The organism is Saccharomonospora amisosensis (assembly GCF_011761185.1).
In the GTDB taxonomy this organism is placed as follows: domain Bacteria; phylum Actinomycetota; class Actinomycetes; order Mycobacteriales; family Pseudonocardiaceae; genus Saccharomonospora_A; species Saccharomonospora_A amisosensis.
In genome coordinates, this window is sequence record NZ_JAAOYM010000001.1 from 1189042 (window position 1) to 1214068 (window position 25027).

The following is a 25027-nucleotide window of genomic DNA, read 5'->3' on the forward strand; positions in this document are numbered from 1 at the left end:
GAGAACAATGCCGAGCACCGGAACCCTGCTGACAGCGAGCGAACTCGTCGCCGCCTACTCGTCGGGCGAGCTGTCGCCGGTCGAGGCCACGCACAGCGCGCTGGAAGCCATCCGGGAACGAGACAAGGACTACAACGCCTTCACGCTGGTCGATCCGGAAGCCGCGCTGGATCAGGCGCGCGGCTCGGAGGAACGCTGGCGGGAGGGTAATCCGATCGGCTGGCTCGACGGGGTGCCCGCGTCGATCAAGGACATGTTCCTCACCCAGGGGTGGCCGACCCTGCGGGGGTCGCTGTGCATCGAACGCGACCAGCCGTGGCAGGTCGACAGCCCCGTCACGGCGAGGATGCGCGAGAACGGTCTTGTGCTGCTCGGCAAGACCACGACGCCGGAGCTGGGCTGGAAGGGTGTCACCGACAGCCCACTCGACGGCGTCACCCGCAACCCCTGGAACCCCGCGCTCACACCGGGCGGTTCCAGCGGCGGCAGCGCGGTCGCGGTCGCCACTGGGATGGGTGATCTCTCCGTCGGTACGGACGGCGGCGGATCGGTGCGGATACCGGCGTCGTTCTGCGGCATCGTGGGCTTCAAGCCCACCGGCGGTCGCATCCCGCTCTACCCGGCGAGCCCGTTCGGCCCGCTCGCGCACGCGGGGCCGATGGCAAGGTCGGTCGACGACGTGGCACTGCTGCTGGATGTGCTGGCCACCCCGGACCACAGGGACCCAGGCGCGCTCCCGCCGCCGCTGGGCACCTACCGCGAGGCGGTGCGCCGGGACGTGCGCGGGTTGCGGGCGGCGTTCTCGCCCGCGCTGGGCTACGTCGACGTGGAGCCGGAGATCGCCGAGCTCGTGGTTTCGGTGGTCGCGGCGCTCAGCGAGGCGGGCATCACCGTTGAGGAGGCCGACCCCGGGTTCTCCGACCCGGTCGAGCCGTTCCAGGTGCTGTGGTCCACGGGTGCGGCCAAGTGGCTCGACACCTTCCCCGGCGACTGCGCCGACCAGGTGGACCCCGGGCTGCGGAAGGTGTGGGAGCAGGGACACACCTACTCGGCGTCCGACTACCTTGAGGCCAGCGCGGCGCGCGCCGCGCTAGGCATCCACATGGGCGAGTTCCACACGCGCTACGACGTGCTGCTCACCCCAACCATGCCGATCTCGCCGTTCGAGGTAGGCCACGACGTGCCGCCGGGAAGCGGGCTCGACTCCTGGCCACAGTGGACACGGTTCTCCTACCCGTTCAACATGACGGGGCAGCCGGCGATCACGGTGCCGGCCGGGTTCACCTCCCACGGCCTGCCGGTCGGGCTGCAGATCGTGGGCCCCCGCCACTCCGACGACCTGGTGCTGGCCGTGGCGAAACTGGTGGAGGAGATCCGCCCGTGGCAGACCGACAGGGCCGCGGGCACGCCACGCTAGCTACCTCGTCGCCGACTCCAGTTCGGCCAGCGCGGTGTCGAGGTGTATCAGCAGCCGTTGCAGGTGCGGGACGCTGCGGCGGCAACCGGTGATGCCGAAGTCCAGGTTGTCGCCGTTGTTGGTGAGCGTGATGTTCAGTGCCTGACCGTCCAGCAGGACGGAGGCGGGGTAGATCCCGTCGAGACCGGCGCCGTTCCAGTACATCCGCCGCGTCGGCCCCGGTACGTTGGAGATCACGATGTTGAACGGCGGAGGGGTGTTGTTCACGAATCCCGGCACCGGCGAGGCCGCCAGTGGTGCCACGTTCATCGCCGAGAGCAGCAGTATCTGCAGCGGCGACAGTTGCCGGAACAACCGCTTGCCGTCCGACATGGAGCGGGAGATCACGGCGAGCCGTTCGGCGGGGTCGGACAGGTTCGTACCGAGGTCGCACAGCAGCGCACCGATCTGGTTGCCGTGGGCCTCGCCGTGGTCGGCGCGGCTGCGCAGTGAGACGGGGACCATCGCCACCAGCGGCGAGTCGGGAAGCGAGCGCTGCTCGATGAGGTAGTCGCGCAACGCGCCCGCGCACATGGCCAGTATGACGTCGTTTCTGGAGGCGCCGGAGGCGGTGGCGATGTCACGGACCCGCTCGAGCGGCCACGACTGAGCCGCGAACCGTCGGGCGCCCCCGATCGGTACGTTCAGCATGGTTCGCGGTGCCTGTAGCGGCAGGGTGAGCCGCTGCTCGAGCAACGCTTCCGACGCGATCTTCACCGCGGCCGGCGCCAGTCCGGCCAGTTGCCGCACCACACCGGTGGTGCCCTTCAACAGAGCAGACGGGCGCGTTGGCATGCGGCGCCCCTCGACCTGCGGCCTGCGGGAACCCCACGGGGGAGGGCAGTCGAGGTCAGCCGCCTCGTCGCTGAGGATGCTCTGCAGGTGCCGCAACGCCGAGACACCGTCGAGCAGGGCATGGTGAACCTTGCTGTACATCGCGAACCGGCCGTCGTTGAGGCCCTCGACCAGGTGCACCTCCCACAGCGGCCGGTGCCGGTCCAGCAGTGTGCTGTGCCAGCGCGAGGTCAGTTCGAGCAGTTCTCTGATCCGGCCCGGTCGCGGCAGCGCGGAGTGGCGGAAGTGGTAGTCGAGGTCGAGGGCGCCGTCCTCGGCCCAGCCGAGGTAGCCCATCGTGTTCACCGGCCGGGCCGGGCGCTGCCGGAACAACGGACGCACACCGGTGTTGCGCAGCAGGTCCTCCCGCAACGTTCTGAGGTAGTCCGGGCCCGCGTCCTCGGGTGGGGTGAACAGTTGCAGCCCGCCGACGTGCATCGGATGCTCGCGGGTCTCGATGAGCAGGAACATCGAGTCGGTCACCGGCATCATCGGCATCAGCGCCTCACCTCGCACCTCGGTCCTACCGGTGCTCGCACACCCCGGACCCGCGAGTCTACGTACTAGGGTCGGGGTCATGACCATCCCGACGGACCCGGAAACCGGCGAGTTCCACCGGGCGCCCAACAGGTTCACCGACCGGATCACCGCGGACGGTCGCGACGGTTGGCCCGTCGAACCCGGCAGGTACCGACTCGTCGTCAGCCGAGCCTGCCCTTGGGCCAGCCGTGCGCTCGTGGTGCGCAGGCTGCTGGGGCTGCAGGACGTGCTGTCCGTGGCGGTGGCCGACCCGATCCAGGACGAGCGCAGTTGGCGGTTCACCCTCGACCCGGAGGGGCGCGACCCGGTGCTGGGTATCCGGTTCCTCGCCGAGGCGTATCACAAGACCGATCCCGACTACACCGGCGGCATCAGCGTGCCCGCGATCGTTGACGTCCCCAGCGGCAAGCTGGTGACCAACGACTATCCGCGGATCACGCTCGAGCTGTCCACCGAGTGGACGGCGTACCACCGCGACGGCGCGCCCGACTTGTACCCCGAGCCGCTGCGCGAGGAGATCGACCGGGTCAACGACGAGGTGTACGCCGACGTCAACGCGGCGGTGTACGAAGCGGGATTCGCGACCAGGCAGGCGGCCTACGACGACGCCTACCAGCGGCTGTTCTCCCGCCTAGACCGGCTCGCCGAGCGGCTCGCGGGCAGCCGGTACCTCGTCGGTGACACCATCACCGAGGCGGACATCAGGCTGTTCACCACACTGGTCCGGTTCGACGCCGTCTACCACGGGCATTTCAAGTGCAACAGGAACAAGCTCACCGAGTCGCCGGTGCTGTGGGCCTACGCGCGTGACCTGTTCCAGACCCCCGGTTTCGGCGACACCGTGGATTTCGACCACATCAAGCGGCACTACTACCAGGTGCACGAGCAACTCAACCCGACGCGGATCGTGCCGAAAGGTCCGGACCTCTCCGGCTGGCTCACCTCACACGGGCGGGAATCCCTTGGTGGCAGGCCATTCGGTGACGGTACGCCGCCTCCGCCACCACCACGGCAGGAGACCCTGCCGCCGCAGTGGTGACACTCCTCGTATTCTCGCCCTCGTGCCACAGACCGGAGCCCGCAGCCTCGTCGACGCACTTTCCGAACTCGGTGTCGAAGTAGTCTTCGGCCTGCCCGGCGTGCACAACCTGCCGATCTGGGACGAGCTGGAAAGCACCGGAATCCGGCTCATCGGTGTGCGCCACGAGCAGGCGGCGGGCTATGCGGCCGACGGTTACGCCCGTACCACGGGCAAGCTCGGCGTCGCGCTGGTGACAACGGGTCCCGGAGCCGCGAACACGCTCGCGGCGGTCGGCGAGGCCTACGCGTCCGCCTCCGCCGTGCTGGTCATCGCGACCGACATCCCCTCGACCCTGCGCAGGAAGGGAACCGTTCGGGGGGTGCTGCACGAGACGAGTGATCAGCGGGCACTGTTCGCCCCGATCACCAAGGGCGCGATCAACGTCGACCACCCCGACGCCATCGCGGCGGCGGTGCGCAGGGCGGGACGGCTGGCGCGGCGCCCGCAGAGCGGACCCGTCTACCTCGGCATTCCCACCGATTTCCTGCGCGAGCAGGTGGTGCGCCGGCACGACGTCGAGCCGACCGAGCGACTGCCCGCGATCGCCTTCGAGGATCTCGACGCCGCGCGCGACGTGCTGTCCTCGGCGGCGCACCCACTGATCTGGGCAGGCGGGGGTGCGCTGCGTGCCGGCGCGGGCGAGGTGATCGGGAAACTCGCCGAACGACTCGCCGCGCCCATCGTCACCACGTTCGCCGCGCGCGGGCTGGTGCCGCCGGACCACCCGTGCCTCGCCCCCAACCCGGTGCACACCCCGGAGGTCGGCGCGCTGTGGGACGAGGCCGACGTGGTGCTGGCCGTCGGAACCGACTTCGACGGCCTGATGACCCAGAACTGGCACATGCCCCGGCCGGGCAGGCTCATCGCCGTCAACGTCGACGCGGCCGACGCGAAGAAGAACTACCCGCCCGACTTGCTGCTGCAGGGCGACGCGCGGGACGTGGTGGAGCAGTTACTCGTCGGCCTCGCACCGAGAAGTGGCATCAACGAGTTGACCCGCCGCCTCGACGAGATCGAGTCGCGGGTGCGCAGGCGGGTGCGTAAGGAGGAGCCGCAGGCCGCCGAGTTCCTCGCGGCATTGAAGGAGACCCTTCCGGAGGGCGCCGTGCTCGTGGCGGACATGTGCGTGGCGGGGTACTGGATCGGCGGCTTCTACCGTGTGGCTGGACCCCGGCAGCTGGCCTACCCCATGGGCTGGGGCACGTTGGGCTTCGCTTTCCCGGCCTCACTCGGCGTTGCGGCTGCCGGGGCGAGCAGGGCGGTGTGCGTCACCGGCGACGGAGGGTTCCTGTTCGGCTGCGCCGAGTTGGCCACCGCGATCCAGGAGAAGCTGCCCATCACGGTGGTGATCGTCGACGACGGCGGTTACGGGATGCTGCGTTACGACCAGACCCGCGAGGGACTTCCGCACCGCGGTGTCGATCTGGCCACACCGGACTTCGTCGGCCTCGCGAAGTCGTTCGGTGTCTACGCCGACCGGGTCGACGGCTTCGGCAGGGCGTTTCGCAGACTGCTGCGTGAGTTCAGCAGGACCGACGAGCCGAACGTGCTGGTTGTCAGCGCGGAGCTGAGCCCACCGCTGAACACCTCGCCCCGCTGGTATCGAAAATAGGCTCCGCGCGGTTGCAGGGTGTGGGCGAGTTTGGAGAACGCCCTCGCTGACCCGGAGGATACGCGCATGGAGAGCATGGACGCCGAGTTGGATGTCGAGGCGGTTCGGATACTTCGCGAGTTCAGCACCATCGCGGTGGTCGGTTGCAGCAGGGACCCGGCCAAGGCCGCGCATTCGGTACCCGCCGCGATGCAGGCCGCGGGTTTTCGGATCATCCCCGTCAACCCGGTAGCCGACACCCTGCTGGGCGAGCGCGTGTATCGCGACCTCACCGACCTCGACGGGCCGGTGGATGTAGTGGAGGTGTTCCGGCCGGGAAGGGAAGCGCCCGCGATCGCTGAGCAGGCGGTGCGGATCGGGGCCAAGGCATTGTGGCTGCAACAGGGCATCACCTCCTCCCGAGCCCGTGAGATCGCGCGAGAGGCGGGGCTGGCCTACGTCGAAAACCGCTGCATGGCCGTGGTGCGCGCCGTCAACGGCATCCGCAAGGACGCCGGGTAGATGGCGGTCACCACGCAAGGCGGACCCGAGGCGGCGGGAAGGGTGCACACGGCCGCGTTCTGGCTGGTCGCGGTAGCGCTGTTCCTGCTCATGTTCGCCGCGAGCGCGCCCTCGCCGCTATACGTCGTTTACCAGCGGATGTGGGGCTTCACGCCCGCGACGCTGACCGCGGTTTTCGCCGTGTACGTGCTCGGCCTGCTGGTCATGCTGGTGTCGGCCGGTGCGCTGTCGGACTACGTCGGCCGCAAACCAGTGCTGGTCAGCGCCATCGTCGCCGAAGCGGGCAGCATGCTGCTGTTCGTGCTCGCCAGCGATGTCGGTTGGCTGTACGCGGCGCGGATTCTGCAGGGCCTCGCCACCGGTGCGGCGACAGGAGCCATCAGCGCGGCACTGATCGACCTCGAGCGCAAACCGGGTACGGGCGCGCTGGTGAACAGCGCGACACCCACCGCGGGCCTTGCCGTCGGCGCACTTGGGGTGGGGTTGCTCGTACAGTTCGCTCCCGCCCCGACGAAGCTGGTGTACATCCTGCTGCTGGTGGCGTTCATCGGCACGGTCATAGCGCTGCTGTTCATCCCGGAACCCGTGCGTCGAAAGCCCGGCGCGCTGCGTTCGCTTCGCCCTCGGCTCGGGGTTCCACCCGGCAAACTGCGTGCTTTCCTTGTGGCGCTGCCCTCGCTGGTGGTGCCGTGGATGCTCGGTGGCCTCTACCTGTCGCTCGGCCGCTCGCTCGTGGTCGACATTCTCGGCATCGCCAACCCGGTGGCGGGCGGGCTCGTCGTGTTCCTGCTCACCGGCACCGGTGCGGTGGCGTCCGTGCTGGCGAGGAACTGGGCACCGCAGGCCGCGATGACCGTGGGCGCGAGCGCGCTGGCGATCGGTGTGGCCGCGGTGCTGATCGCGCTCGCGGTGGCCTTCGCGCCGCTGTTCTTCGCCGCCACCGTACTTGGCGGGTTCGGCTTCGGTGTCACGTTCCTCGGCGCGTTCCGCACCGCCACCGGACTGGCCGAGCCCGGTGGCAGGGCCGCGCTCGTGGCGACCATCTACACGGCCTGCTACCTGTCCTTCAGCCTGCCCTCGCTCGCGGCCGGGCTCGCGGCCACCCACGTCGGCCTTCCGGCGACGGCCACCTGGTACGGGCTCATGGTGATCACCTTTGCGGTCGTCGCGATCGTGGCGAGGCGGTTCTCCCAGAGGGTACGGTAGGGCACATGCCGTTTCTTTGACGTCCGGTACCTGAGACCGCCCGGCCGCTCACCCGGCTGATCCGGCTGTGGGCGGTGCTGGCCGACGCCGTACCGCTGTACACGCTGCTCTTCGCCGAAACCGGGCTCACCGAGGCGCAGATCTCGGCGCTGTTCGCCCTCTGGTCCGTTGTGGGCGTGCTGGGGGAGGTGCCGACGGGGGCGCTGGCCGACCGGTTCTCCCGCAGGACCGCGCTCGTGGCTGGGTCCGTGGCGCAGGCCGCCTGCTACGCGCTGTGGACCGCCTACCCCGGGTTCCTGGCATTCGCCGCCGGTTTCGTGTTGTGGGGACTTGGCGGCACTCTCGTCTCAGGGGCGCTCGAGGCGCTGCTGTACGACGGGTTGACCGCCGAGGGGGCGGGTGAGCACTTCGCCCGCGTCTACGGCGACGTCCACGCCCTGGGGTTGGTCGCGCAGTTGCCCGCCGCCGTGGCCGCTACGTTGCTCTACCCGGTCGGCGGTTTCGCGCTGGTCGGCTGGGCCAGTGTCGGTATGTGCCTCGCCGCCGCGTTCGTCGCCTCTCGGCTGCCGGAGCCGCCCAGGGCCGTTGCCGAGCCTGTTGCCGAGCCTGCTGCCGAGCAGCGGACCCGGTACCTGTCCACCCTGCGCACGGGCATGCGGGAGGCGTTACGCCGTCCGCTGGTGCGTGGCGCCGTGCTCGCGGTCGCGTTGCTGGCCTCGCTCGACGGGGTGGAGGAGTACTTTCCGCTGCTGGCCGGGCAGTGGCAGGTGCCGGTGACGTGGATTCCGCTTGCGGTGGTGGCCATCCCGCTGGCTGGCGCGGCGGGTTCGGCGCTGGCAGGAAGGCTGGGGCTGTACCGGCTGCGGGCAAGCAGGCTGGCGCTGCTGCTCGCGGCGTCCGTACCGCCACTGCTGGTGGCATCGGTGCTGGCGCGGCCAGGGGGCCTGGTCGCGGTGGCGGCCTGCTACGCCGTCTACCGTGCCGTGCTGGTGGTTGGCAGTGCCCGGCTGCAGGAGCGAATCGAGAGCACGTCGCGAGCCACCGTGACCTCCGTCGCCGGGCTCGGCACCGACCTCGCCTCGCTGCTGCTGTTCGGCGCGTGGGCGCTGGCAGGCCTGCCAGCCGTGGCCGTACTGGCGCTGCTGGTGGCGGCCGCGCTGCCGTACGGATTGCGGACGGTGGGCTCGAGAGTCCGCGGCCGGGCGCCAACGTGAGATCATGCTCCGGTCGGCGCCGTTCCGGGAGGAGGCAGCAGCGATGTCCGATGATCCGGTACGGGTGGAACGGCAGGGACAGGTGGCGACGGTGATCCTGTCGCGGCCGGGGGCGCGCAACGCCGTGGACGGACCGACCGGCGCCGCGCTCGCCGACGCGTTCGCCGCTTTCGAAGCCGACGACTCGTTGTCGGTGGCCGTGCTGTGGGGCGAAGGAGGCACCTTCTGCGCTGGGGCCGATCTCAAGGCCATCGGCACACCTAGTGGAAACCGGGTGGAGCCGGACGGTGCGGGTCCGATGGGGCCGACAAGGATGCGGCTGAGCAAGCCGGTGATCGCGGCGGTACGTGGTCACGCCGTCGCGGGCGGGTTGGAGCTCGCGTTGTGGTGCGACCTGCGGGTGGCCTCGGAGGACGCGGTCTTCGGGGTGTTTTGCAGGCGCTGGGGTGTGCCGCTCATCGACGGCGGGACGGTGCGGCTGCCGAGGTTGATCGGCGCGAGCAGGGCGATGGATCTGGTGCTCACCGGCCGTGCCGTGGACGCCGATGAGGCGTTGCGCATCGGGCTGGTCAACCGGGTCGTGCCGGACGGCGAGGAGCGGGCGCGGGCCGAGGAGCTTGCCGCCGAGCTGGCCCGCTTCCCGCAGACCTGCCTGCGAAACGATCGGCTTTCCCTCCTCGAGCAGGAGGGCCTGCCGCAGCAGCAGGCGATGGCGGTGGAGTGGCGGCACGGGATGACCTCGCTCGCCGCCGACGCCGAGGCTGGAGCTCGCCGGTTCGCATCCGGCGCGGGAAGGGGCGGCTCGTTCTCCGACCTCGGCTGAGCACCGGCTTCAGCCGGAAAGCACCGTCACCTCGGCTGGGGTTGTCAGCACCCGGTCGGGCCCGACCTGACGCAGTGGACCGGTCAACTCGAACCGGCCCGAGCACGGCAGGTCCGCCACGGAGGCACCCACGAAGACCTCCACCGTGCCCGGTTCGACAATCCTGCGAAGGTCGGCCCCGGTGAAGCTGGTTCGGTCGGCGTGCAGCCGGAAGGTCACCCTGGCCAGCCCGCCCGCGGGCAGGCGCAGCCGCGCGTACCCCGCCAGTTGTCGCACCGGCCTGGTCACCTGTGCCAGCACGTCCCGCAGGTACAGCTGCACCACTTCCTCGCCCGCTCGCTCACCGGCGTTGCGGACCTCCACCGAGATCAACACCTCGCCGTCGGTGGGCACGCGTTCCGCGCTCAGCCGCAGCCGCTCGTAGCGGAACTCGGTGAACGACAGCCCGTGCCCGAAGGGGAACAGCGGGGTGGGGTCGAGGTTGCTGATGCCCTGACTGTTGCCGCCGAGCGGCGGGTGCAGGTAGGTGGCGGGCTGGCCACCAGGGTCGCGGGGAAGCTGCACCGGAAGCCTGCCGCTCGGGTTGATCCGGCCGCTGAGCACACCCGCCACGGCGGGGCCACCCTCCTCGCCCGGCAGGAACGCCTGCACCAGCGCGGCCGCGCGGTCGGTGTACCTGCCCAGCGCGTACGGCCGCCCCGAGACCACGACCACGACAACCGGTGTTCCGGTTGCCAGCAACTCGTCGAGCAACCGGTCCTGCACACCGGGAAGACTCAGGTCGGCTGCGTCGCAGCCCTCCCCCGAGGTGCCGCCGCCGAACATGCCCGCCCTGTCGCCCACCACGGCCACACAGATGTCGGCCTGCTTCGTCACCGCGACGGCATCGGCGATACCGGAGGTGTCGGCTTCGCTGACCGGGCAACCCAGGCTCGCGGTGACGTCGGCGTCAGGTAGCTCCGCCCGCAGCGCCGCGACCAGTGAGGGCACTTCGACACCGAGGTCCAGTTCCGGATACCTCGGCAGCACGTGGTTGGGGTAGGAGTAGCAGCCCAGGAACGCCTGCGGGTCATCGGCGCAGGGTCCCACCACGGCGACGCGCCCGGACTCGGCCGCCAGCGGCAGCGTGCCGTCGTTGGCGAGTAGCACCACGCAGCGTTCGGCGAGCTGCCTCGCCAGTTCCCGGTTACGCGGAGAGTCCAGGTCCACGCGAGCGCCCGGGTCCGGTTGCGGGGCCCAGTCGGGGTCGAGCAGGCCGAGCTGTGCCTTCTGCCGTAGCAGGCGCGACACCGAACGGTCGACGACGTCCTCGGCGAGTTCCCCGGAACGCACCAGTTCGAGCAGTTCCTTGCCGTAGCACAGGGTGTGCGGCAGCTCCACGTCGATGCCCGCAGCCAGCGCGAGCGCGCCCGCGCCCGCGGAGGTGTCCGCGACACCGTGCATGGTCCGCAGAAACGGGATCGCCCAGTAGTCGGACACCACGACGCCGTCGAAGCCCCACTCTTGCCGCAGCACCGTCGTCAGCAACTCGCCGCTGGCGGCGACGGGCACACCGTCGAGGTCGACGTATGCGTTCATCACCGAGCGTGCGCCGCCGTCGCGGATCGCCAGTTCGAAGGGAGGCAGCAGCACGTCGCGAAGCTCACGCGGACCGATCGACACCGGGGCGTGGTTGCGGGCGGCGCGGGAGGCGGAGTAGCCGACGAAGTGTTTCAGGGTCGCGATGATCCCGCCGTCCTCCAACCCACGCACATACGCGGTGCCCATGGTGGCCACCAGGTACGGGTCCTCGCCCATGGTCTCCTCGACGCGTCCCCACCTCGGATCGCGCACGACGTCGAGTACCGGCGAAAGACCTTGGTGCACTCCCACTGATCGCATGTCCTCGGCGATGGCTGCCGCCATCCGCTCGACAAGGCCGGGGGCGAACGTCGCGGCGCAGGCCAGCGGGGACGGGTACACGGTGGCGCCGTAGGTGGTGAACCCGGTGAGGCATTCCTCGTGCACGATCGCGGGGATGCCCAGCCGCGTGTTGTCGACGACCTCGCGCTGCAGGGCGGCGATCCGGTTCACCCCCTGTGCCGCGCTGACCGGCGCGGTGCCGAACACGCGGGTGAGGTGACCGAGGCCGTGCTCGCCGTTCGATCCACCGCGCGCGAACACTTCCTGCATGGGTGCGACGTTGCCGCTGATCTCGTCGTTGCCCGGCCACACGCTGCCAAGCTGGGCCAGCTTCTCCTCCAGCGTCAGCTCGGCCAGCAAGGCTTCCGCGCGCCGCCACGCGGGCAAGGAAGGGTCGCGCCACGTCGGTTCCGTCATCGTTCTCCCTGTCATGAGATGGCTGCCGTCGAGTCGCGCACGACGAGTTTCGTGGCGAGTTCGACGTGGTGAGAGTCCAGACTTTCGCCGTCGATCAGGCGCAACAGCGTGCGCAGCGCGACCCGGCCCATGTCCGGCAGCGGCTGCCGGACGACTGTCAGCGCGGGTGTGGCGAGCGTGGCCAGGATGGTGTCGTCGAAGCCGACGACGCTGAGGTCTTGCGGCACCCGCAGGCCACGCCGTCTGGCGGCCTCCATGACTCCCACCGCCGTCGCGTCGCTGGCCGCGAACACGGCGGTTGGTCGTCGTGACAGATCCAGCAGCCGCCCGCCCATCTCGAGGCCGTCCGGGTAACCGAACGCGCCGTGCAGCACGAGCGAGTCGTCCGCGGCGACCCCGGCCTTCTCCAGCGCGGCGCGGTAGCCGTGCAGCCTCGCGCGTGCGCAGGACGCCTGCCGCGGTCCACCCGCGAACGCGATGCGCCGGTGCCCGAGCGAGAGCAGGTGTTCGGTAGCGGCCAACCCCCCTGACCAGTTGGTGGCTCCGACACTGGTCACCTCTACCCGCGGCAGGTTCAGTGGGTCGATCACCACAAGCGCGATGCCCGCCTTGGCGAAGGCCTCGACCTGTTCCAGGCTCAGCTCGGAGGTCACCACGATCAGGCCCTCACGCCCGCCTGTCCTCAGTTTGCCTGCCCAACTCGCCGCTTCGGCCGCCTTGCCTGTGGGCGCTCTGCCGACGACCACGTCGACCCCCGCCTCCGCGCCCGCCTGCGTGACCCCGCGCAACACCTCGAGCGAGTAGGGGCTGACCAGATCGTCGAAGACCAGGTCCACGATCCGGTTCTGGTTCGCGTTGCGGCGACCGGACGCGGGCACATAGCCCAATTCCCTCACCGCCTTCTCCACCCTGCTGCGGGTGGCCGCGGCGACGTCTCCCCTGCCGTTCAGCACCTTCGACGCCGTCGGCAGCGACACGCCCGCGGCTTCGGCCACCATGGCCAGGGTTGTCCGCTGCCCGGCACCAGCTCGCACAGCAACCTCCGCAACTATTTCTCGAAAACTTGCGGCCACTATAGCCCGAGTTCGCTGCCTGGCCAGTGTCTTGACTGGCGCGTTTCCTCGCCATATGGTGCGCTGCAACTCTTTTGGACTTTTCCGAAAAGTTTCGATCCTTCGATGAGGAAGGAACACCATGAGACTGGGCAACCGGCGCTCGGCGTTACTGGCGGGGGCTGTGACCGTGCTGCTGACGCTGGTCACCGCCTGCGGTACGAGTGGTCCCGGCGCGAATTCCGGTGCGTCGGCGTGGGCGCTCACCGGCGGCGACGAGCAGACCATCCGCACGTCGTTCGAGTCGTGGAACGAAGGTCACCCCGACTCGGCGATCAACGTGGAGTTCTTCGCCAACGACGCCTACAAGCAGAAGATCCGCACGGCGATCGGCGCGAACGACGCACCGACCCTGATCTTCGGCTGGGGCGGCGGCACGCTCAAGGAGTGGGTGGCGGGCGGCAAGGTCGCCGACCTCAGTGCCGAGATCGACAAGTCGCCGCAGCTCGTGGACAAGTTCCTGCCCTCGGTACTTGAGACGGGCAAGGTGGAAGGCAAGACCTACGCGTTGCCCAACAACGGGATGCAACCCGTGCTGCTGTACTACAACAAGGACGTCTTCGCCAAGGTTGGTGCCGAGCCGCCGAGGACATGGCAGGACCTGATGGCGCTGGTGCCGAAGTTCAAGCAGGCAGGCATCGCCCCGCTGGCGATAGGTGGGCAGAGCAAGTGGCCGCAGCTGATGTGGGAGGAGTACCTCGTCGACCGCATCGGTGGGCCCGAGGTGTTCAACGCCATCGCGGCCAACGAGCCGGGGGCGTGGTCGCATCCCGCGATCAAGCAGGCGAACCGCATGATCCAGGAACTCGTCGCCGCCGGCGGTTTCGTGAAGGGCTTCAACTCCATCGCCTCCGACAGCGCCGCCGACTCCGCACTGCTCTACACCGGGAAGGCGGCGATGCTGCTGATGGGCTCCTGGGCGTACCCCACGATCAAGGAGTCGGCGCCGGACTTCATCGCCGAAGGCAAGCTGGGTTACACCACCTTCCCGACCGTCGAAGGTGGTAAGGGCGACCCCGCGAACATCGTGGGTAACCCCGCCAACTTCTGGGCGGTTTCGGCGCAGGCCAGCGACGAGGACAAGCGCGTGGCGCTGGAGTACCTCAGCAACGGCATGATGAACGACGCCTATGTGGACACCCTGCTCTCTGGTGGTTCAGTGCCGCCGGTCGCGGGCATCGAGGACAAGTTCGCCGGTACCGACGAGCCGGAATACCTCTCCTTCGTCTACGAGTTGGCCAGCGATGCGCCGAGTTTCCAGCTGTCGTGGGACCAGGCACTGTCGCCGAAGCAGGCTGACGCGCTGCTGAACAACCTGGAGCGACTGTTCCTCAACGAGATCACACCGGAGCAGTTCTCGGCGAACATGGACAAGACGATCGAACGGTGAGCGCCGTGGTCGACCACTCCCCGGCGGTGGGGATGAAAACCGGTGCGGTCGAAACCGGCCGCACCGGGCCTCACCCGGTCATGGCGGCGCCCGCGCTGGCGTTCTTCGCGGTCTTCGCGCTGGTGCCACTCGGTGGGGTTGTCGTGTTGAGCATGCTGAACTGGGACGGCATCGGCGCGATGACCTGGGCGGGCCTGGCGAACTGGGCGAGCGCGCTACGCGACCCCGGCACCTACCACGCGCTCTGGCTGTCCGTGCAGGTGATGGTGCTGAGCTGGCTGGTGCAGACCCCCATCTCGTTGCTGCTCGGCGTGCTCGTCGCGGCGCGTGGCCGCTACCGTGCCGTGCTCGGAGTGCTGTATTTCCTGCCGATGCTGCTGTCGTCGGCCGCGATCGCCATCGCCTTCAAGGCACTGCTGGACCCCAACTTCGGGATGAGCCTGGCCTTCGGTGCCGAGTGGCTGTCGCAGGACTGGCTGGGTGGCGCCGATCTCGCACTCTACGTGGTGGTGTTCGTGATCGCCTGGCAGTTCGTGCCGTTCCACACCCTGCTGTACCAGGCGGGTGTGCGGCAGATCCCGCGGTCGTTGTACGAGGCGGCGGAGATCGACGGCGCGGGCCGGATGAGGCAGTTCCTCCACATCACCCTGCCGCAGCTGCGCTACACGATCATCACCTCGTCAACGCTCATGCTTGTCGGTTCGCTCACCTACTTCGATCTGGTCTACGTGCTTACCGCGGGTGGCCCTGGCGAGGCGACCCGCATCCTGCCGCTCGACATGTATCTGCACGGCTTCTCCGCCAACCAGATGGGGTTGGCGAGCGTGCTCGCGGTGATCCTGGTCGGCGCCGGGCTGGCGCTGGCGCTGGGACTGTCCAAGCTGGCGAGTTTCGGTCGCGGCAGTCAACTGGAGGGTGCCTGACATGGCGGCGGCGCGGGCCTCGAACCGGCCCAACGTCCTCGGCGGGCTCGGCGGCCTGCTGTGGCTGCTGATCGTGCTGCTGCCGGTCTACTACGTGGTACTCACCAGCCTGCGCAGCCAGACTGGCTTCTACAGCTCGAACCCGCTGCTGCCGCCCGATGAGCCCACATTGGACAGCTACCGGCTGGTGCTGGAGAACGACTTCCTGCGCTACCTGTCGAACAGCCTGGTCGTGACCTTCGCCACTGTCGCCATCACGGTGTCGGTCTCGCTGCTGGCCGCGTACTACGTTGTGCGGGGCAGCGGGCGGATCGCCGGTCTTACGTACAAGGTGTTCCTGCTCGGTCTGGCCATCCCGTTGCAGGCCGTGATCATTCCGGTGTACTACCTCATCACGCGGGCCAGGCTCTACGACACACTGCTGGCGATCATCCTGCCCTCCGCCGCGTTCGCGATCCCGCTCACAGTCGTCATCCTGGCCAACTTCCTGCGCGATGTGCCCGGCGAGCTGTTCGAGTCGATGCGGCTGGACGGCGCGGGCCACTGGCGGATGCTGGTGAGTCTCGTGCTGCCGCTGGTCCGGCCAGCGGTGATCACCGTTGCTGTCTACGACGGGCTGACGGTGTGGAACGGCTTCCTGTTTCCGCTGATTCTCACGCAGAGTCCCGACCAGCGCGTGCTACCGCTGGCGTTGTGGAGTTTCCAGGGACAGTTCCAGGTCAACATTCCGGCGATCCTCGCCGCCGTGGTGCTGTCCACGCTGCCGGTACTGGCGCTGTACATCCTCGGTCGCAAGCAGTTGGTCAGCGGGCTCACCGCGGGTTTCGGCAGGTGAGGTAGGGCGCGAGCAACTCGCTGGTGTGCGCGACCGCGCTGCGTTCGGGCATGCCCGACTCCACCATGCGCGAGGCGGCGTACACCACTGACTGGATCAGCTCCGCGATGGCCTCCGGGTCGCTCGCGCCGAGTTCGCGCAACGCGTCGACCACCGGGGCGAGCAGTGCGTTGTGCATGTCACGGCTCGACTGCGCCAGCGGTTCCCGAGGAGCCACCTCTGCCAGCGCTCGAGCGATCGCGTGCTCGCCGGTGGCCACCAGATGCAGGTTCGCGGACACGTAGGCCAGCACCCGGCCGCCGGGATCTTCGGCCTGCTGCATCCGGGCGGTCACGTAGTCGGCCCAGCGCGGCAGCACGTCGGCGATCACGGCGGTGAGCAGGTCGTCGCGGGAATCGAAGTACTGGTAGACGCTGGAGCGTGCCAGGCCGGTGCGCTTGGCGACGTCCGCCAGGCTCGGCGAACCGTGCCCGTTCTCGGCGATGATCTCTCGCGCGGCATCCAGGATCGCCCTGCGTTGCCGAGCCCGATGCTCGGCAACGGTGGCGGCGCTGATCCTGGGCACGGGCCCCTCTCAAGCTGACGCGGCTAACCTGCCGTCGACCATCTCGTAGACGCTGTCACAGTATCCCAGCACGTCGTGGTCGTGAGTGACCAGCACGGTCGCCACACCGAACTCCCGGGTCTCCTTGGCCAGCAGTTCCACGACCTCGTGGCTGCGCGAGCGGTCGAGCGCGGCGGTGGGTTCGTCGACGAGCAGCAGGTTCGGACCGAGTACCAGCGCCCTCGCGATGGCCACTCGTTGCCGCTCACCGCCTGACAACTCGTGCGGCCTGCGCCGCGCCTTGTCGGACATGCCAACACCGGCGAGCAATTCGTGTGGGTCGCGAGCTGCGCGGCGCTTGGCGAACCGTGAGGGAAGGCGAAGCTGGTCGACGGCGGTCAGTGCGGGCAGCAGGTTCCCGGACTGGAACACGAACCCCACCGACTCCCTGCGGAACCGGGTGCGGCGCCGATCGCTTAGCCGGGTGATGTCCACGCCGCCCACCGTCACGGTGCCCGACGTCGGGGCGGACAGCCCCCCAGCGACCGCGAGCAGGCTCGACTTGCCCGAACCCGAAGGCCCGACCACGGCGACGAACTCGCCGGGCGACACCGTGAGGTTCACGTGGTCGAGCGCGGTCACCGTCTCGGTGCCGTCGCCGAGCGTCTTGCTGACATCGCTGAGCCGCAACCCGCCCGTGCCGGTGGTGTCGGAGTTGGCGGTCATCGGTTTCCTCCGAGTGCGGTGAGTGGGTCGACGGCCGTGATGCGTTTGATGGCGGTGGCCGCGCCGAGCAGGCCGAGCGTCACCAGCAGCACGGCGGCCAGCAGGACGGCCAAGGGGTCGAGCGCGAACGGCATCCCACTGCCGTCGAGCAGGCTGCCGCCGCCGACGCCGATCGCGACGCCGACGGCCGTGGCGGCCACCAGCAGGATCAGCGCCTGAGCCAGCCCGTCGCGCAACAGGTAGCCGGTGGAGGCGCCGATCGCCCGCAGCACGGCGAGCTCGTGCCGCCGCTGGATCGTCCACACCGTGAAGAAGGCGCCGACCACGAGCGCCGAGATGGCGTAGAGGAAGACCTGGATGAGCGTCAACGTGGAGGTCTCCGCGGTGTAGCCGGGGGAGGCGCCGAACGACTCCTCGACGGTCATGCTCTGCGTCCCGGCGGCCCGGTCGCCAGCCGGTAGGTCGAGCGTCGCGCCGTCCTTCGCGGCGATGGCCACCGCGGTGGCGGCCGAGTAGGCGCGCTCGGGCACCGGCTCGCCTGGCCTGCTGCCCGCGTGGATCTCCTGCCAGGTGCGAAGTGGCACGTAGCCGACGTCGACGTGGCCGAACGTGTGCTGGTCCGAAAGCGACCCGACCACCCGCAGTTGGGTGCCGAGCCGGTCGACGACAACCGTGTCGCCGACAGCGATACCCGCGTCGATCGCCGTCGAACTGACGACGATCTCGCCTGGGCCGGTCATCCGCTCACCGGTCGCCGCACCGGGGTCGAGGTAGGACCCCGGCCGCACGCCGAACAGCGCGAGGTCGATCTGCACACCGTCGCCGTTGCGGGCGTTGACCAGCATGTTGCCGAACGGTTCCGCCTCGGCGACCCCGTCCTGGCCCTTCCATACGCTCGCCGTCCGGGTGTCGATCTCGCTGCGGGAGAACGCGGAATCGCGCTGCACCCCTTCGGCGAAGGCGAACGTCGTGACGGGCAGCCGTTGCAGGCCGGAGACACCGTCGTTGACCAGGCCGGTGGAAAGGCCGGAGAGCAGCACCATCAGCACCGCGATGAGCGCGACGACGGCCCCCATGAGCCCGAAACGGGCACGGGCGAACCGTAGTTCGCGGACGGCAAGGAACATCGATTACCCGATCGCCGAAGTTTGCGGACAGACTGTCGGCATCATACCAACGCCATGTCGGCAAAATTCGAGGGCGGTCGACAACCGAACTCAGCGGTGTGACTCGGCCTCGGTGAAGCCACGCCGCGTCATCTCACCCCAGGTGGCGGGATGCTGCCTGATCGCGGCCCACAGGCCCCGCAGCCGCGCCCACGCGGTGAACTGCCGGTAGCCGATGTTCTCCAACAACGCGGCGATCGCGGCGACGACCACGTCGCTGGTGCGGTTGAACCGGTGGTAGATGATCTCTTCGATCAGCATCGAGGACACGGTGACGAGCGTCGCGTAGGCGTAGGCCAGCAACAGAAACTGCCACGCGAAGTCGACGTTGACGGCCCCGAGCAGGATGCCCGCCGGGATGAGGATCAGGCCGGCCAGTTCCACGATCGGCGCGAGGAGCTCGAAAAGCAGGTAGAACGGCATCGACATCATCCCCACCTGCCGGTATCGCGGGTTGCCGATCATTTTCCGGTGGATGGACATGATCTCGGCGAGCCCGCGGTGCCAGCGCTTGCGCTGCCTGCCGAGGACATTGAACGTCTCTGGAGCCTCGGTCCAGGCGATCGGTTCACCGACGAATTCGATCCGGTAGTCGGCGTGCTCGCGCAGCAACTTGTGGTGCAGACGTACGACGAGTTCGGCGTCCTCGCCGACGGTGTCGTACCGCAACCCGCCTGAGTTGACCACGAGGTCGCGCCGGAACACCCCGAAGGCACCTGAGATGACGATCAACCCGCCGATCCGTGACCACCCGGTGCGGCCGAACAGGAACGATCGCAGGTACTCGACCACCTGGATGCGCGCCAGCCAGCGTCGGGGCATCCGAACGTCCACGACCCTGCCCGCGATCACGGTGCAGCCGTTGGCCAGCCGGACGACCCCGCCCGTGGCCACCACCCGAAGCGGGTCGTCGGCGAACGGCTTGGCTGCCCACAGCAGCGCTCGGGGGTCGAGTATGCCGTCGGCGTCCACCATGCACACCAGGGGATAGCTCGCCACGTTCAGGCCGACATTGAGCGCATCGGTCTTGCCGCCGTTGTCCTTGCGCACGACCACCAGCCGGTCCTGCCTCAGCCGGGGAACATGCGTCGAGTTGATTCGCTTCCTGGTTGGCACGTCGTCGGGGACCATCATGGGTATCTCCACGAGGTCGTACTCCTCGCGAAGTCGCTCGAAGGTGTCGTCGGTCGACCCGTCGTCCACCACCACTACCTCGTGCTCCGGGTAGCGAAGCGAGAGCATCGCGCGCACCGATTCGATGATTCCCGCGGACTCGTTGTGCGCCGGGATGAGCACGCTCACCGGCCGGGTCAGCGGGCTGCGGTAGATCTCTTCCAGCCCGGAGAACCGTTCGCGTCGCACGTGTGCTGCGAGCTCGGCAGAGCCGATGATCACCAAAGCCGCGTACACGGAGTTGAGCACCGCGAAGTAGACAAGCACAAGCAGGTCGGTTGTCTGCAGTAGTACCCGCAGCGCCTCGGTCACAGCTCACCTCCCGCGCCTGCCGCCACCCCCGCCGCCCGCAGCCGTTCCGCCCTGAGTTCGTCGCGGGCCAGCGCCTCTCGCGCGTGCCCCATCGCCGGTTCGACGCCGAGGCCGACGGCCTCGCGCAGCCCCGCCCTACCCGCCTCACCGAGTTCGAGCAGTGACTCCGCGGCGTTGTGTGCTATCTGATGCACCCGCTCGGACAGCAACTCCACCAGTCGTGGGGCGGCAAAGGGATCACCCAGGTCACCCAGCGCACGAGCGGCCACAGTACGAAGCGGTGTCGCCTCGCCTCGCTCCGTCGCCGCCAGCAACGGACTCAGCGCGGCACGGCTGCCGATGCGACCCAGTGCCCGCACCACCCGCACCCGCACCTCCAACACCGGGTCCTGCCACAGCAACTCGACGAGCGCGGGCACCGAGCGCAGTGCCCTGGAGAGCCCGAGCACCTCCACCACGGTCGCCCTGGCATGCGGCCCCGTGGTGGCGAGCGTGTCCAACATTGGACGCTCGGCCTCCTGGCCGAGGCCGAGCAACGCGTGAGCGATCACCTGCTGTGGCGGGCCCGCCCGGTCCAGACTTGCCACGAGCGGCCCGACGGCCGCCATCTCACCGATCCTGCCGAGTGCTCGCGCTGCCACCACCCGCACCTCCGGTGCCGGGTCGTCCAGCAGTACGCACAACGGCGCCAGCGCCTCTCTGCGTCGCATCGCGCCGAGCACTTCAGCCGCGGAGGCCCGCCGCACAGCCGACCGGCTACGCACCTGCCGCATCGCCCGCTTTGCCACGCCCCTGCCTTCGAAGACCCGGATGAGCGAGTCACGCGATTCACCCCTGAGCTTCTCGATGAACCGCGTCGCGGTCGGTTCGGCCGCCCGCCATGACCGCTCCGGCAGCCGCAGCAACTCCTGCTCGGCACCGCGCTCGCCCGAGGCGAGCGCGACGAGCAACCTCCTGCCGGGCGCTTCCCGGATGGCATGTCGTCGCTGCCGCCGCCTGCGGACCAGCTGCCAGCCGATCAGAGCAAGCACCAGCGCCAGCGCGACCGCACTGGTGCCGACGGCCATGAGGCCGGTGGCCGACAGCCTCATTGCCTGCGGGCTCTGCCGAGCAGGGCGGAGACCCGGCGGAGGAGTTCCTGCGGGTTGAACGGCTTGACGACGTAGTCGTCGGCGCCCGAGCTGAACCCGGTGTCGACGTCGCGGTCCTGCGCCCTCGCTGTGAGCATGATGATCGGCAGGTGTCTCGTGGCGGGTTCTTCTCGCAGTTGGCGGCAGACGTCGTAGCCGGACATCCCGGGCATCATCACGTCCAGCACAACCAGATCGGGCTGGTTGTCGGCGATCGCGGACAGTGCGGCTGGCCCGTCGCCGACGGTGTTGACGTCGTAGCCGGACATCTCGAGCTTGAACGCGACCAGGTCCCGGATGTCGGCGTCGTCGTCGACGACCAGAATCGTGGTCATGCCTCGCTCCCGGGGCCCGCCGCGTGTGCCAGGTGGTTCGCCACATCGGCGTTCCCGCTGCCGCCGTGCTGACGCGCGAACCGGGTGCGTATCACCTGATTCGGTAGTCACGGTGGCCTCGATGTGGGACAGCTCCCCTCGCCGTCCCGGCGAAGGCGGCAGAGGGCCGTGGCGAGCGCTTACAGTCGCGATTGTGCCCAACGGGTATTTCAGGCAACTGTGGGCCAGCGGCCCCGGTGCGGCAGGCCGCCAAGCCGGGCTGCTCTTCACGCTGGCCGCCGCGGCCACCGCCCTCGGAGTCCTCGTCTACACCGAGCAAACCCTGTTGCTGGCCTCGATCGCGGGCGCCAACCTGTTCTGCGGGCTGCTGGCGTGGTCGATGCCGTGGCAGCGGTGGGGCGAGCTGTGGCCCGCCGTTCTCGTCCTCCCGGCTTTCGCCTTGATCGCGATGGCCACGCTCGGTATGGGCAGCTATGCGGCGGTCGCGGCACCCTTCCTGCTGCTGGTCTTCATCTGGCTGGGCCTGCATTTCCCGTACTGGGTGACCTTGGTCGCGGCCCCGCTCGGCACCGTCGCCTATCTGGTGCCGTTGATCCTCGCCGAGCGGCCCACCGTGGTCGTGAGCACCGTCTTCGTGATGATCCCTGTGATCGTGGGGGTGGCACTGCTGGTGACAAGCCAGGTTGGCTACCTGAACCAGGCTCAGGAGGAACTTCGGCGCACCGGACAGTGGCGGGAAGCGCTCACCACCACCCTCGCCCACGACGTGCGGTCGCCGATCACCGCGCTCGACCTCGCACTCGACGCGCTGGAAGCGGGCGAGCTGTCCCCGCAACGGCGCCACGCGATGGTCGACATCGCCAGGCGGCAGACGAGACGGTTGAACCGGCTCGCCGGCAGCCTGCTCGACCTTTCCCGCGTCGAGGCCGGTGGCGAGCTGAAGCTCGAACTGGCCGACGTGCCACTTGCCGAGGCAGTCGCAGACGCGCTCGGGTACTTCTCCGAGCGAAACGACATCGTCGTGGACGTCGATCCTCGGCTCAGGGTCAGGGTGGACCCAGAGCGCTTCGAGCAGATCATCCACAACCTGACGCAGAACGCGCTGCATCATGCGGGACCGCCGGTACACATCGCTGCTCGCGCCGAGGGCGACCGGGTGCGCGTGGAGGTCAGGGACTTCGGCCCCGGAGTTCCCGACGAGCTGGTGTCACAGCTGTTCGACCGATTCGTTACGGGCGATGCGGCCCGATCGTCCGGCCTCGGCCTCTGGATCGTGCGGCAGCTGTGCGAGGCGCAAGACGGGGACGTGCACTACGAGCCAACCGAAGACGGAGCCGCCTTCGTGGTCACCCTGCCCGCGGGGCAGCGCGGCAGAGCGGGTCAGCTGCACGACGCGGGCAAGCCGGGGTGAACCCATCGGTGGTTACTCCGCGCGCGGCGGGTGTGTGGTCGTGCCGCGACGCTGGTTGCTTTGTCGCCACCAGGGTCGCGGCACGGCTCTCGGTCAGGCTTCGCCGCGGTACCAATCGGTGCAGCCCAACCCTTCGGCACACACCGCCAGCCACACGGTGGTGTTCTCGGCGATGCTGAGGTTGCGGTGTCCGCAGCCGCTGGCGGCTCCGTTGCTGTCACCCACGCTCGCCCTCGTCGCACCGTCCCAGTACAGGTACGCGGTCACGCCGCTGCCGTCGGAACGCTCGTCGCAGGCGTAGAGGTGCTCTCCGTGCGCGGTGAAGTGGCCACTGCCTCTGAGCTGGTTCGCCGAGTCGTAGGCGTAGACGGAGACGTCCCGACTCGCCAGCGTCTCCGGGTCGTCCGACGTCGAAGACGACGCGATGGGGGAGTCGTCCAGCGGCGGCGGGTCCGCCTGCGCCAATGCGGCCTGGCCCGCACCGACCAGTGTGCCTGTGAACAGGGTGACCACCACCATGCCACGCAGTTTGCCGCGCATCGTGAGTTCCTTTCGTCGGGAATGGAGTGGAGCGCGGTCGAGCTCCAGCCTGCGCTTAACACAGAACGCACACGTCAAACCTCGGATAGTAACTACTGCCCGAGTGGGTATGGGCCGGGTCGATAAGAGCCTTGGCACGGGGTGGCCGCGAAACTGGACGCCCGCGGCAGCCTCGGGTCGCGCCGGTCACGATGCCGATGCGGTTCCCGAACTCGCTCGCCGTTGGGCAACCTCGGCCAGCGGAATCTCGCACGAGTCGGAGAAGCCCTGCGACTCGATTCCCAGCGCCGCGTTGTTCCTGGTCACCAGATTGGCGAACGCGATGTACCCGGCGAGCTCGACCATGCCGCCGGGGCCGAGCCGTTCGAGCAGACGCGCGGACAGTTCGTCGGTGACCGTCGGCGGCGTGTTCGTCATCGCCTCGGCGTACTCGAGCACGTCCCGTTCCAACGGGGTGAACACGTCGGATTCGCGCCAGCGCGGTACCTGGCTGGCCTTGGCCAGGTCCAGTTTCTCGTTCTGTGCCTTGAAGTAGCCGAAGTCCAGGCACCACCCGCAGCCGACCTGCGCCGCGACAGCCATGTGCGCGAACGACTTCAGGCTTTCCTCGACGGCGTCCCACTTCTCCAGCTTGGTCTCCAGCGACATGGCCGTCCTGAGCACCTTGCGGTTGTGCCACGCCACCTCGACGGGTTCAGCCACCTTGCCGAGCATCTTCCGGCTCATCAGTTTGATCACGCGGCCGGTGAAGCCGGTGAGCTGTGCTTTCGGAACACGCGGTGCCATGTGTCCTCCTCGAGCGATTGGCCGTTCACCATTGGACACCGCGCGGCATCGAAATGTGACAACCGGAGATCCGCTCGACAAAGGCAGGGTGTGCGCAGCATCGTGGTCGCATGACGATGACCGAAGCGAGCGAGAGCGAGCCCCTCACCGGCGTGCTGCGCTACGCGGCTTTCGACGTAGCGGGGCGAGGTGGCAACCCGGCGGGCGTGGTCCTCGACGCGACCGGGATGAGTGAGGCACACATGCTGCGCATCGCGGCCGAGGTCGGGTTTTCGGAGACGGCCTTTCTGCTGCGCGATCCTGCCGAGACGGCCGCGGATCGGTTCCGGGTGCGCTACTTCAGCCCGCTCGCCGAGGTCGACTTCTGCGGTCATGCCACGATCGCGACGGCGGTGGCGCTCGCCGATCGCAGCGGAACCGGTGAGCTGTCGCTGGCCACGCGCGCGGGTGAGGTGTCGGTGCGCACCGACATGGAGAACGGGCGCGTTCGGGCCACGCTGACCAGCGTGACGCCGAGCGTCCGAAAGGTAGCTGACACCGATCTCGACGCCGCCCTGGCCGCGCTGGGGTGGGACCCGGCCGAGCTGGACCCGGCGTTGCCGCCGCGCATCGCGAACGCGGGCAACGACCACCTGGTGTTGGGGGCCGCGACCAGGTCGCGGCTGGCCGAGCTGAACTACGAGCAACGGGCTCTCGGCGCGCTCATGGCCGACCGCGGTTGGACGACGGTCCACCTGGTGTGGCGCGAGTCGGCCACCATGTTTCACGCGCGGGACCCGTTTCCTCCAGGTGGAGTTTTCGAGGACCCGGCCACGGGTGCCGCGGCGGCGGCGTTCGGTGGCTACCTCAGACAACTGCGCCTGATCGATCCGCCTGCCACGATCCACATCCGTCAGGGAGAGGACATGGGCCGCCCAAGTGACCTGCACGTGGGAATCAGCGCCGATCCAGATGCGGGCATCGCGGTAAGTGGTACGGCCGCGGCGATGCCGGACTGACTCTCCGCGCGGCGCCGTGCGACCCGCCCCGCATGCGAGGCCGGCGGCCCGACCGGGTCG

At 69.0% G+C, this 25027-nt stretch carries 23 protein-coding genes; 12 read left to right on the top strand and 11 right to left on the bottom strand.

Annotated features, from left to right (window positions below; all coding sequences use genetic code 11):
* Positions 1-7 precede the first annotated feature (7 nt).
* Complete coding sequence (locus FHU38_RS05790) at positions 8-1417, top strand: amidase (protein WP_167167298.1); 1410 nt, start codon at positions 8-10, stop codon at positions 1415-1417.
* Here FHU38_RS05790 and FHU38_RS05795 read toward each other — a convergent pair whose 3' ends face one another.
* Positions 1418-2788, bottom strand: a complete 1371-nt coding sequence (locus FHU38_RS05795; RefSeq protein WP_167167300.1) for a WS/DGAT/MGAT family O-acyltransferase — start codon at positions 2786-2788, stop codon at positions 1418-1420.
* Between the two features lie 79 nt (positions 2789-2867).
* Between FHU38_RS05795 and FHU38_RS05800 the strand changes: the two genes are divergently transcribed.
* From FHU38_RS05800 to FHU38_RS05825, 6 genes are all read left to right on the top strand, one after another.
* Entirely contained in the window at positions 2868-3869 is a 1002-nt protein-coding gene (locus FHU38_RS05800; RefSeq protein WP_167167302.1) for a glutathione S-transferase family protein, read from the top strand.
* Between the two features lie 22 nt (positions 3870-3891).
* The gene (locus FHU38_RS05805) at positions 3892-5523 is read left to right on the top strand and encodes a thiamine pyrophosphate-binding protein (RefSeq protein WP_167167305.1); all 1632 of its coding nucleotides are present in this window, start codon (positions 3892-3894) and stop codon (positions 5521-5523) included.
* Positions 5524-5589: 66 nt separating this feature from the next.
* Positions 5590-6024: a CoA-binding protein gene (locus tag FHU38_RS05810; protein ID WP_167167308.1), complete on the top strand. Its 435-nt coding sequence runs from the start codon at positions 5590-5592 to the stop codon at positions 6022-6024.
* Positions 6025-7230: an MFS transporter gene (locus FHU38_RS05815; RefSeq protein ID WP_167167312.1), complete on the top strand. Its 1206-nt coding sequence runs from the start codon at positions 6025-6027 to the stop codon at positions 7228-7230.
* A gap of 74 nt (positions 7231-7304) precedes the next feature.
* Complete coding sequence (locus FHU38_RS05820) at positions 7305-8444, top strand: MFS transporter (protein WP_167167315.1); 1140 nt, start codon at positions 7305-7307, stop codon at positions 8442-8444.
* A 43-nt stretch (positions 8445-8487) separates the two neighbouring features.
* The gene (locus tag FHU38_RS05825; protein WP_167175598.1) at positions 8488-9267 is read left to right on the top strand and encodes a crotonase/enoyl-CoA hydratase family protein; all 780 of its coding nucleotides are present in this window, start codon (positions 8488-8490) and stop codon (positions 9265-9267) included.
* A gap of 9 nt (positions 9268-9276) precedes the next feature.
* Here the strand turns inward: FHU38_RS05825 and FHU38_RS05830 are convergent, their stop codons facing one another.
* Together FHU38_RS05830 and FHU38_RS05835 are read right to left on the bottom strand one after the other, a co-directional pair.
* The gene (locus FHU38_RS05830; protein ID WP_167167318.1) at positions 9277-11586 is read right to left on the bottom strand and encodes a beta-xylosidase/alpha-l-arabinosidase; all 2310 of its coding nucleotides are present in this window, start codon (positions 11584-11586) and stop codon (positions 9277-9279) included.
* An 11-nt stretch (positions 11587-11597) separates the two neighbouring features.
* On the bottom strand, positions 11598-12584 hold the full coding sequence (locus FHU38_RS05835) for a LacI family DNA-binding transcriptional regulator (protein WP_167175601.1): 987 nt from the start codon (positions 12582-12584) through the stop codon (positions 11598-11600).
* A gap of 196 nt (positions 12585-12780) precedes the next feature.
* Here FHU38_RS05835 and FHU38_RS05840 point away from each other — a divergent pair, with 196 nt between their 5' ends.
* Genes FHU38_RS05840 through FHU38_RS05850 form a run of 3 tightly spaced genes read left to right on the top strand, consistent with a single transcriptional unit; the run spans position 12781 to position 15846 of the window.
* Entirely contained in the window at positions 12781-14088 is a 1308-nt protein-coding gene (locus FHU38_RS05840) for an extracellular solute-binding protein (protein WP_167167322.1), read from the top strand.
* 32 nt (positions 14089-14120) lie between these two features.
* Positions 14121-15011 (top strand): carbohydrate ABC transporter permease, encoded by an 891-nt coding sequence (locus FHU38_RS05845; RefSeq protein WP_167175604.1) that lies wholly within the window; start codon positions 14121-14123, stop codon positions 15009-15011.
* Between the two features lies 1 nt (position 15012).
* Positions 15013-15846, top strand: coding sequence for a carbohydrate ABC transporter permease (locus FHU38_RS05850; RefSeq protein WP_167167325.1), 834 nt, complete (start codon positions 15013-15015; stop codon positions 15844-15846).
* Here FHU38_RS05850 and FHU38_RS05855 read toward each other — a convergent pair.
* The 6 genes from FHU38_RS05855 to FHU38_RS05880 form a co-directional block, all read right to left on the bottom strand.
* Entirely contained in the window at positions 15824-16411 is a 588-nt protein-coding gene (locus FHU38_RS05855) for a TetR/AcrR family transcriptional regulator (protein WP_167167328.1), read from the bottom strand. The genes FHU38_RS05850 and FHU38_RS05855 overlap by 23 nt on opposite strands.
* 9 nt (positions 16412-16420) lie before the next feature.
* Positions 16421-17116 (bottom strand): ABC transporter ATP-binding protein, encoded by a 696-nt coding sequence (locus FHU38_RS05860; RefSeq protein WP_167167331.1) that lies wholly within the window; start codon positions 17114-17116, stop codon positions 16421-16423.
* Entirely contained in the window at positions 17113-18243 is a 1131-nt protein-coding gene (locus tag FHU38_RS05865) for an FtsX-like permease family protein (RefSeq protein WP_167167334.1), read from the bottom strand. Before FHU38_RS05865 ends, FHU38_RS05860 begins: the two co-directional genes overlap by 4 nt.
* A 90-nt stretch (positions 18244-18333) precedes the next feature.
* On the bottom strand, positions 18334-19767 hold the full coding sequence (locus tag FHU38_RS05870; RefSeq protein ID WP_167167337.1) for a glycosyltransferase family 2 protein: 1434 nt from the start codon (positions 19765-19767) through the stop codon (positions 18334-18336).
* Complete coding sequence (locus FHU38_RS05875) at positions 19764-20858, bottom strand: HEAT repeat domain-containing protein (RefSeq protein WP_167167340.1); 1095 nt, start codon at positions 20856-20858, stop codon at positions 19764-19766. The genes FHU38_RS05870 and FHU38_RS05875 overlap by 4 nt, the downstream gene beginning before the upstream one ends.
* Positions 20855-21232, bottom strand: coding sequence for a response regulator transcription factor (locus tag FHU38_RS05880; RefSeq protein WP_167167343.1), 378 nt, complete (start codon positions 21230-21232; stop codon positions 20855-20857). The genes FHU38_RS05875 and FHU38_RS05880 overlap by 4 nt, the downstream gene beginning before the upstream one ends.
* Before the next feature lie 193 nt (positions 21233-21425).
* On the opposite strand from FHU38_RS05880, the gene FHU38_RS27905 reads away from it, so the two are divergent.
* Positions 21426-22643 (top strand): sensor histidine kinase, encoded by a 1218-nt coding sequence (locus tag FHU38_RS27905; RefSeq protein WP_167167346.1) that lies wholly within the window; start codon positions 21426-21428, stop codon positions 22641-22643.
* A gap of 93 nt (positions 22644-22736) precedes the next feature.
* On the opposite strand, the gene FHU38_RS05890 is transcribed toward FHU38_RS27905, so the two are convergent.
* The gene (locus FHU38_RS05890; protein ID WP_167167349.1) at positions 22737-23183 is read right to left on the bottom strand and encodes a hypothetical protein; all 447 of its coding nucleotides are present in this window, start codon (positions 23181-23183) and stop codon (positions 22737-22739) included.
* A 186-nt stretch (positions 23184-23369) separates the two neighbouring features.
* A complete protein-coding gene (locus FHU38_RS05895) occupies positions 23370-23969 on the bottom strand; it encodes a carboxymuconolactone decarboxylase family protein (protein ID WP_167167352.1) in 600 nt (199 codons plus the stop codon).
* Positions 23970-24079: 110 nt separating this feature from the next.
* On the opposite strand from FHU38_RS05895, the gene FHU38_RS05900 reads away from it, so the two are divergent.
* A complete protein-coding gene (locus tag FHU38_RS05900) occupies positions 24080-24967 on the top strand; it encodes a PhzF family phenazine biosynthesis protein (RefSeq protein ID WP_167167355.1) in 888 nt (295 codons plus the stop codon).
* Positions 24968-25027: the final 60 nt, after the last annotated feature.

What these genes read in the sequence shown, in the direction of transcription:
- FHU38_RS05845 (WP_167175604.1), top strand. Translation starts at nt 14,121, where the DNA reads ATGAAAACCGGTGCGGTCGAAACCGGCCGCACCGGGCCTCACCCGGTC.
- FHU38_RS05880 (WP_167167343.1), bottom strand. Translation starts at nt 21,232, where the DNA reads ATGACCACGATTCTGGTCGTCGACGACGACGCCGACATCCGGGACCTG.
- FHU38_RS05895 (WP_167167352.1), bottom strand. Translation starts at nt 23,969, where the DNA reads ATGGCACCGCGTGTTCCGAAAGCACAGCTCACCGGCTTCACCGGCCGC.
- FHU38_RS05835 (WP_167175601.1), bottom strand. Translation starts at nt 12,584, where the DNA reads ATGGTGGCCGAAGCCGCGGGCGTGTCGCTGCCGACGGCGTCGAAGGTG.
- FHU38_RS05830 (WP_167167318.1), bottom strand. Translation starts at nt 11,586, where the DNA reads ATGACGGAACCGACGTGGCGCGACCCTTCCTTGCCCGCGTGGCGGCGC.
- FHU38_RS05815 (WP_167167312.1), top strand. Translation starts at nt 6,025, where the DNA reads ATGGCGGTCACCACGCAAGGCGGACCCGAGGCGGCGGGAAGGGTGCAC.
- FHU38_RS05795 (WP_167167300.1), bottom strand. Translation starts at nt 2,788, where the DNA reads ATGCCGATGATGCCGGTGACCGACTCGATGTTCCTGCTCATCGAGACC.
- FHU38_RS05860 (WP_167167331.1), bottom strand. Translation starts at nt 17,116, where the DNA reads ATGACCGCCAACTCCGACACCACCGGCACGGGCGGGTTGCGGCTCAGC.
- FHU38_RS05800 (WP_167167302.1), top strand. Translation starts at nt 2,868, where the DNA reads ATGACCATCCCGACGGACCCGGAAACCGGCGAGTTCCACCGGGCGCCC.
- FHU38_RS05825 (WP_167175598.1), top strand. Translation starts at nt 8,488, where the DNA reads ATGTCCGATGATCCGGTACGGGTGGAACGGCAGGGACAGGTGGCGACG.
- FHU38_RS05810 (WP_167167308.1), top strand. Translation starts at nt 5,590, where the DNA reads ATGGAGAGCATGGACGCCGAGTTGGATGTCGAGGCGGTTCGGATACTT.
- FHU38_RS05790 (WP_167167298.1), top strand. Translation starts at nt 8, where the DNA reads ATGCCGAGCACCGGAACCCTGCTGACAGCGAGCGAACTCGTCGCCGCC.
- FHU38_RS05865 (WP_167167334.1), bottom strand. Translation starts at nt 18,243, where the DNA reads ATGTTCCTTGCCGTCCGCGAACTACGGTTCGCCCGTGCCCGTTTCGGG.
- FHU38_RS05850 (WP_167167325.1), top strand. Translation starts at nt 15,013, where the DNA reads ATGGCGGCGGCGCGGGCCTCGAACCGGCCCAACGTCCTCGGCGGGCTC.
- FHU38_RS05840 (WP_167167322.1), top strand. Translation starts at nt 12,781, where the DNA reads ATGAGACTGGGCAACCGGCGCTCGGCGTTACTGGCGGGGGCTGTGACC.
- FHU38_RS05900 (WP_167167355.1), top strand. Translation starts at nt 24,080, where the DNA reads ATGACGATGACCGAAGCGAGCGAGAGCGAGCCCCTCACCGGCGTGCTG.
- FHU38_RS05875 (WP_167167340.1), bottom strand. Translation starts at nt 20,858, where the DNA reads ATGAGGCTGTCGGCCACCGGCCTCATGGCCGTCGGCACCAGTGCGGTC.
- FHU38_RS05890 (WP_167167349.1), bottom strand. Translation starts at nt 23,183, where the DNA reads ATGCGCGGCAAACTGCGTGGCATGGTGGTGGTCACCCTGTTCACAGGC.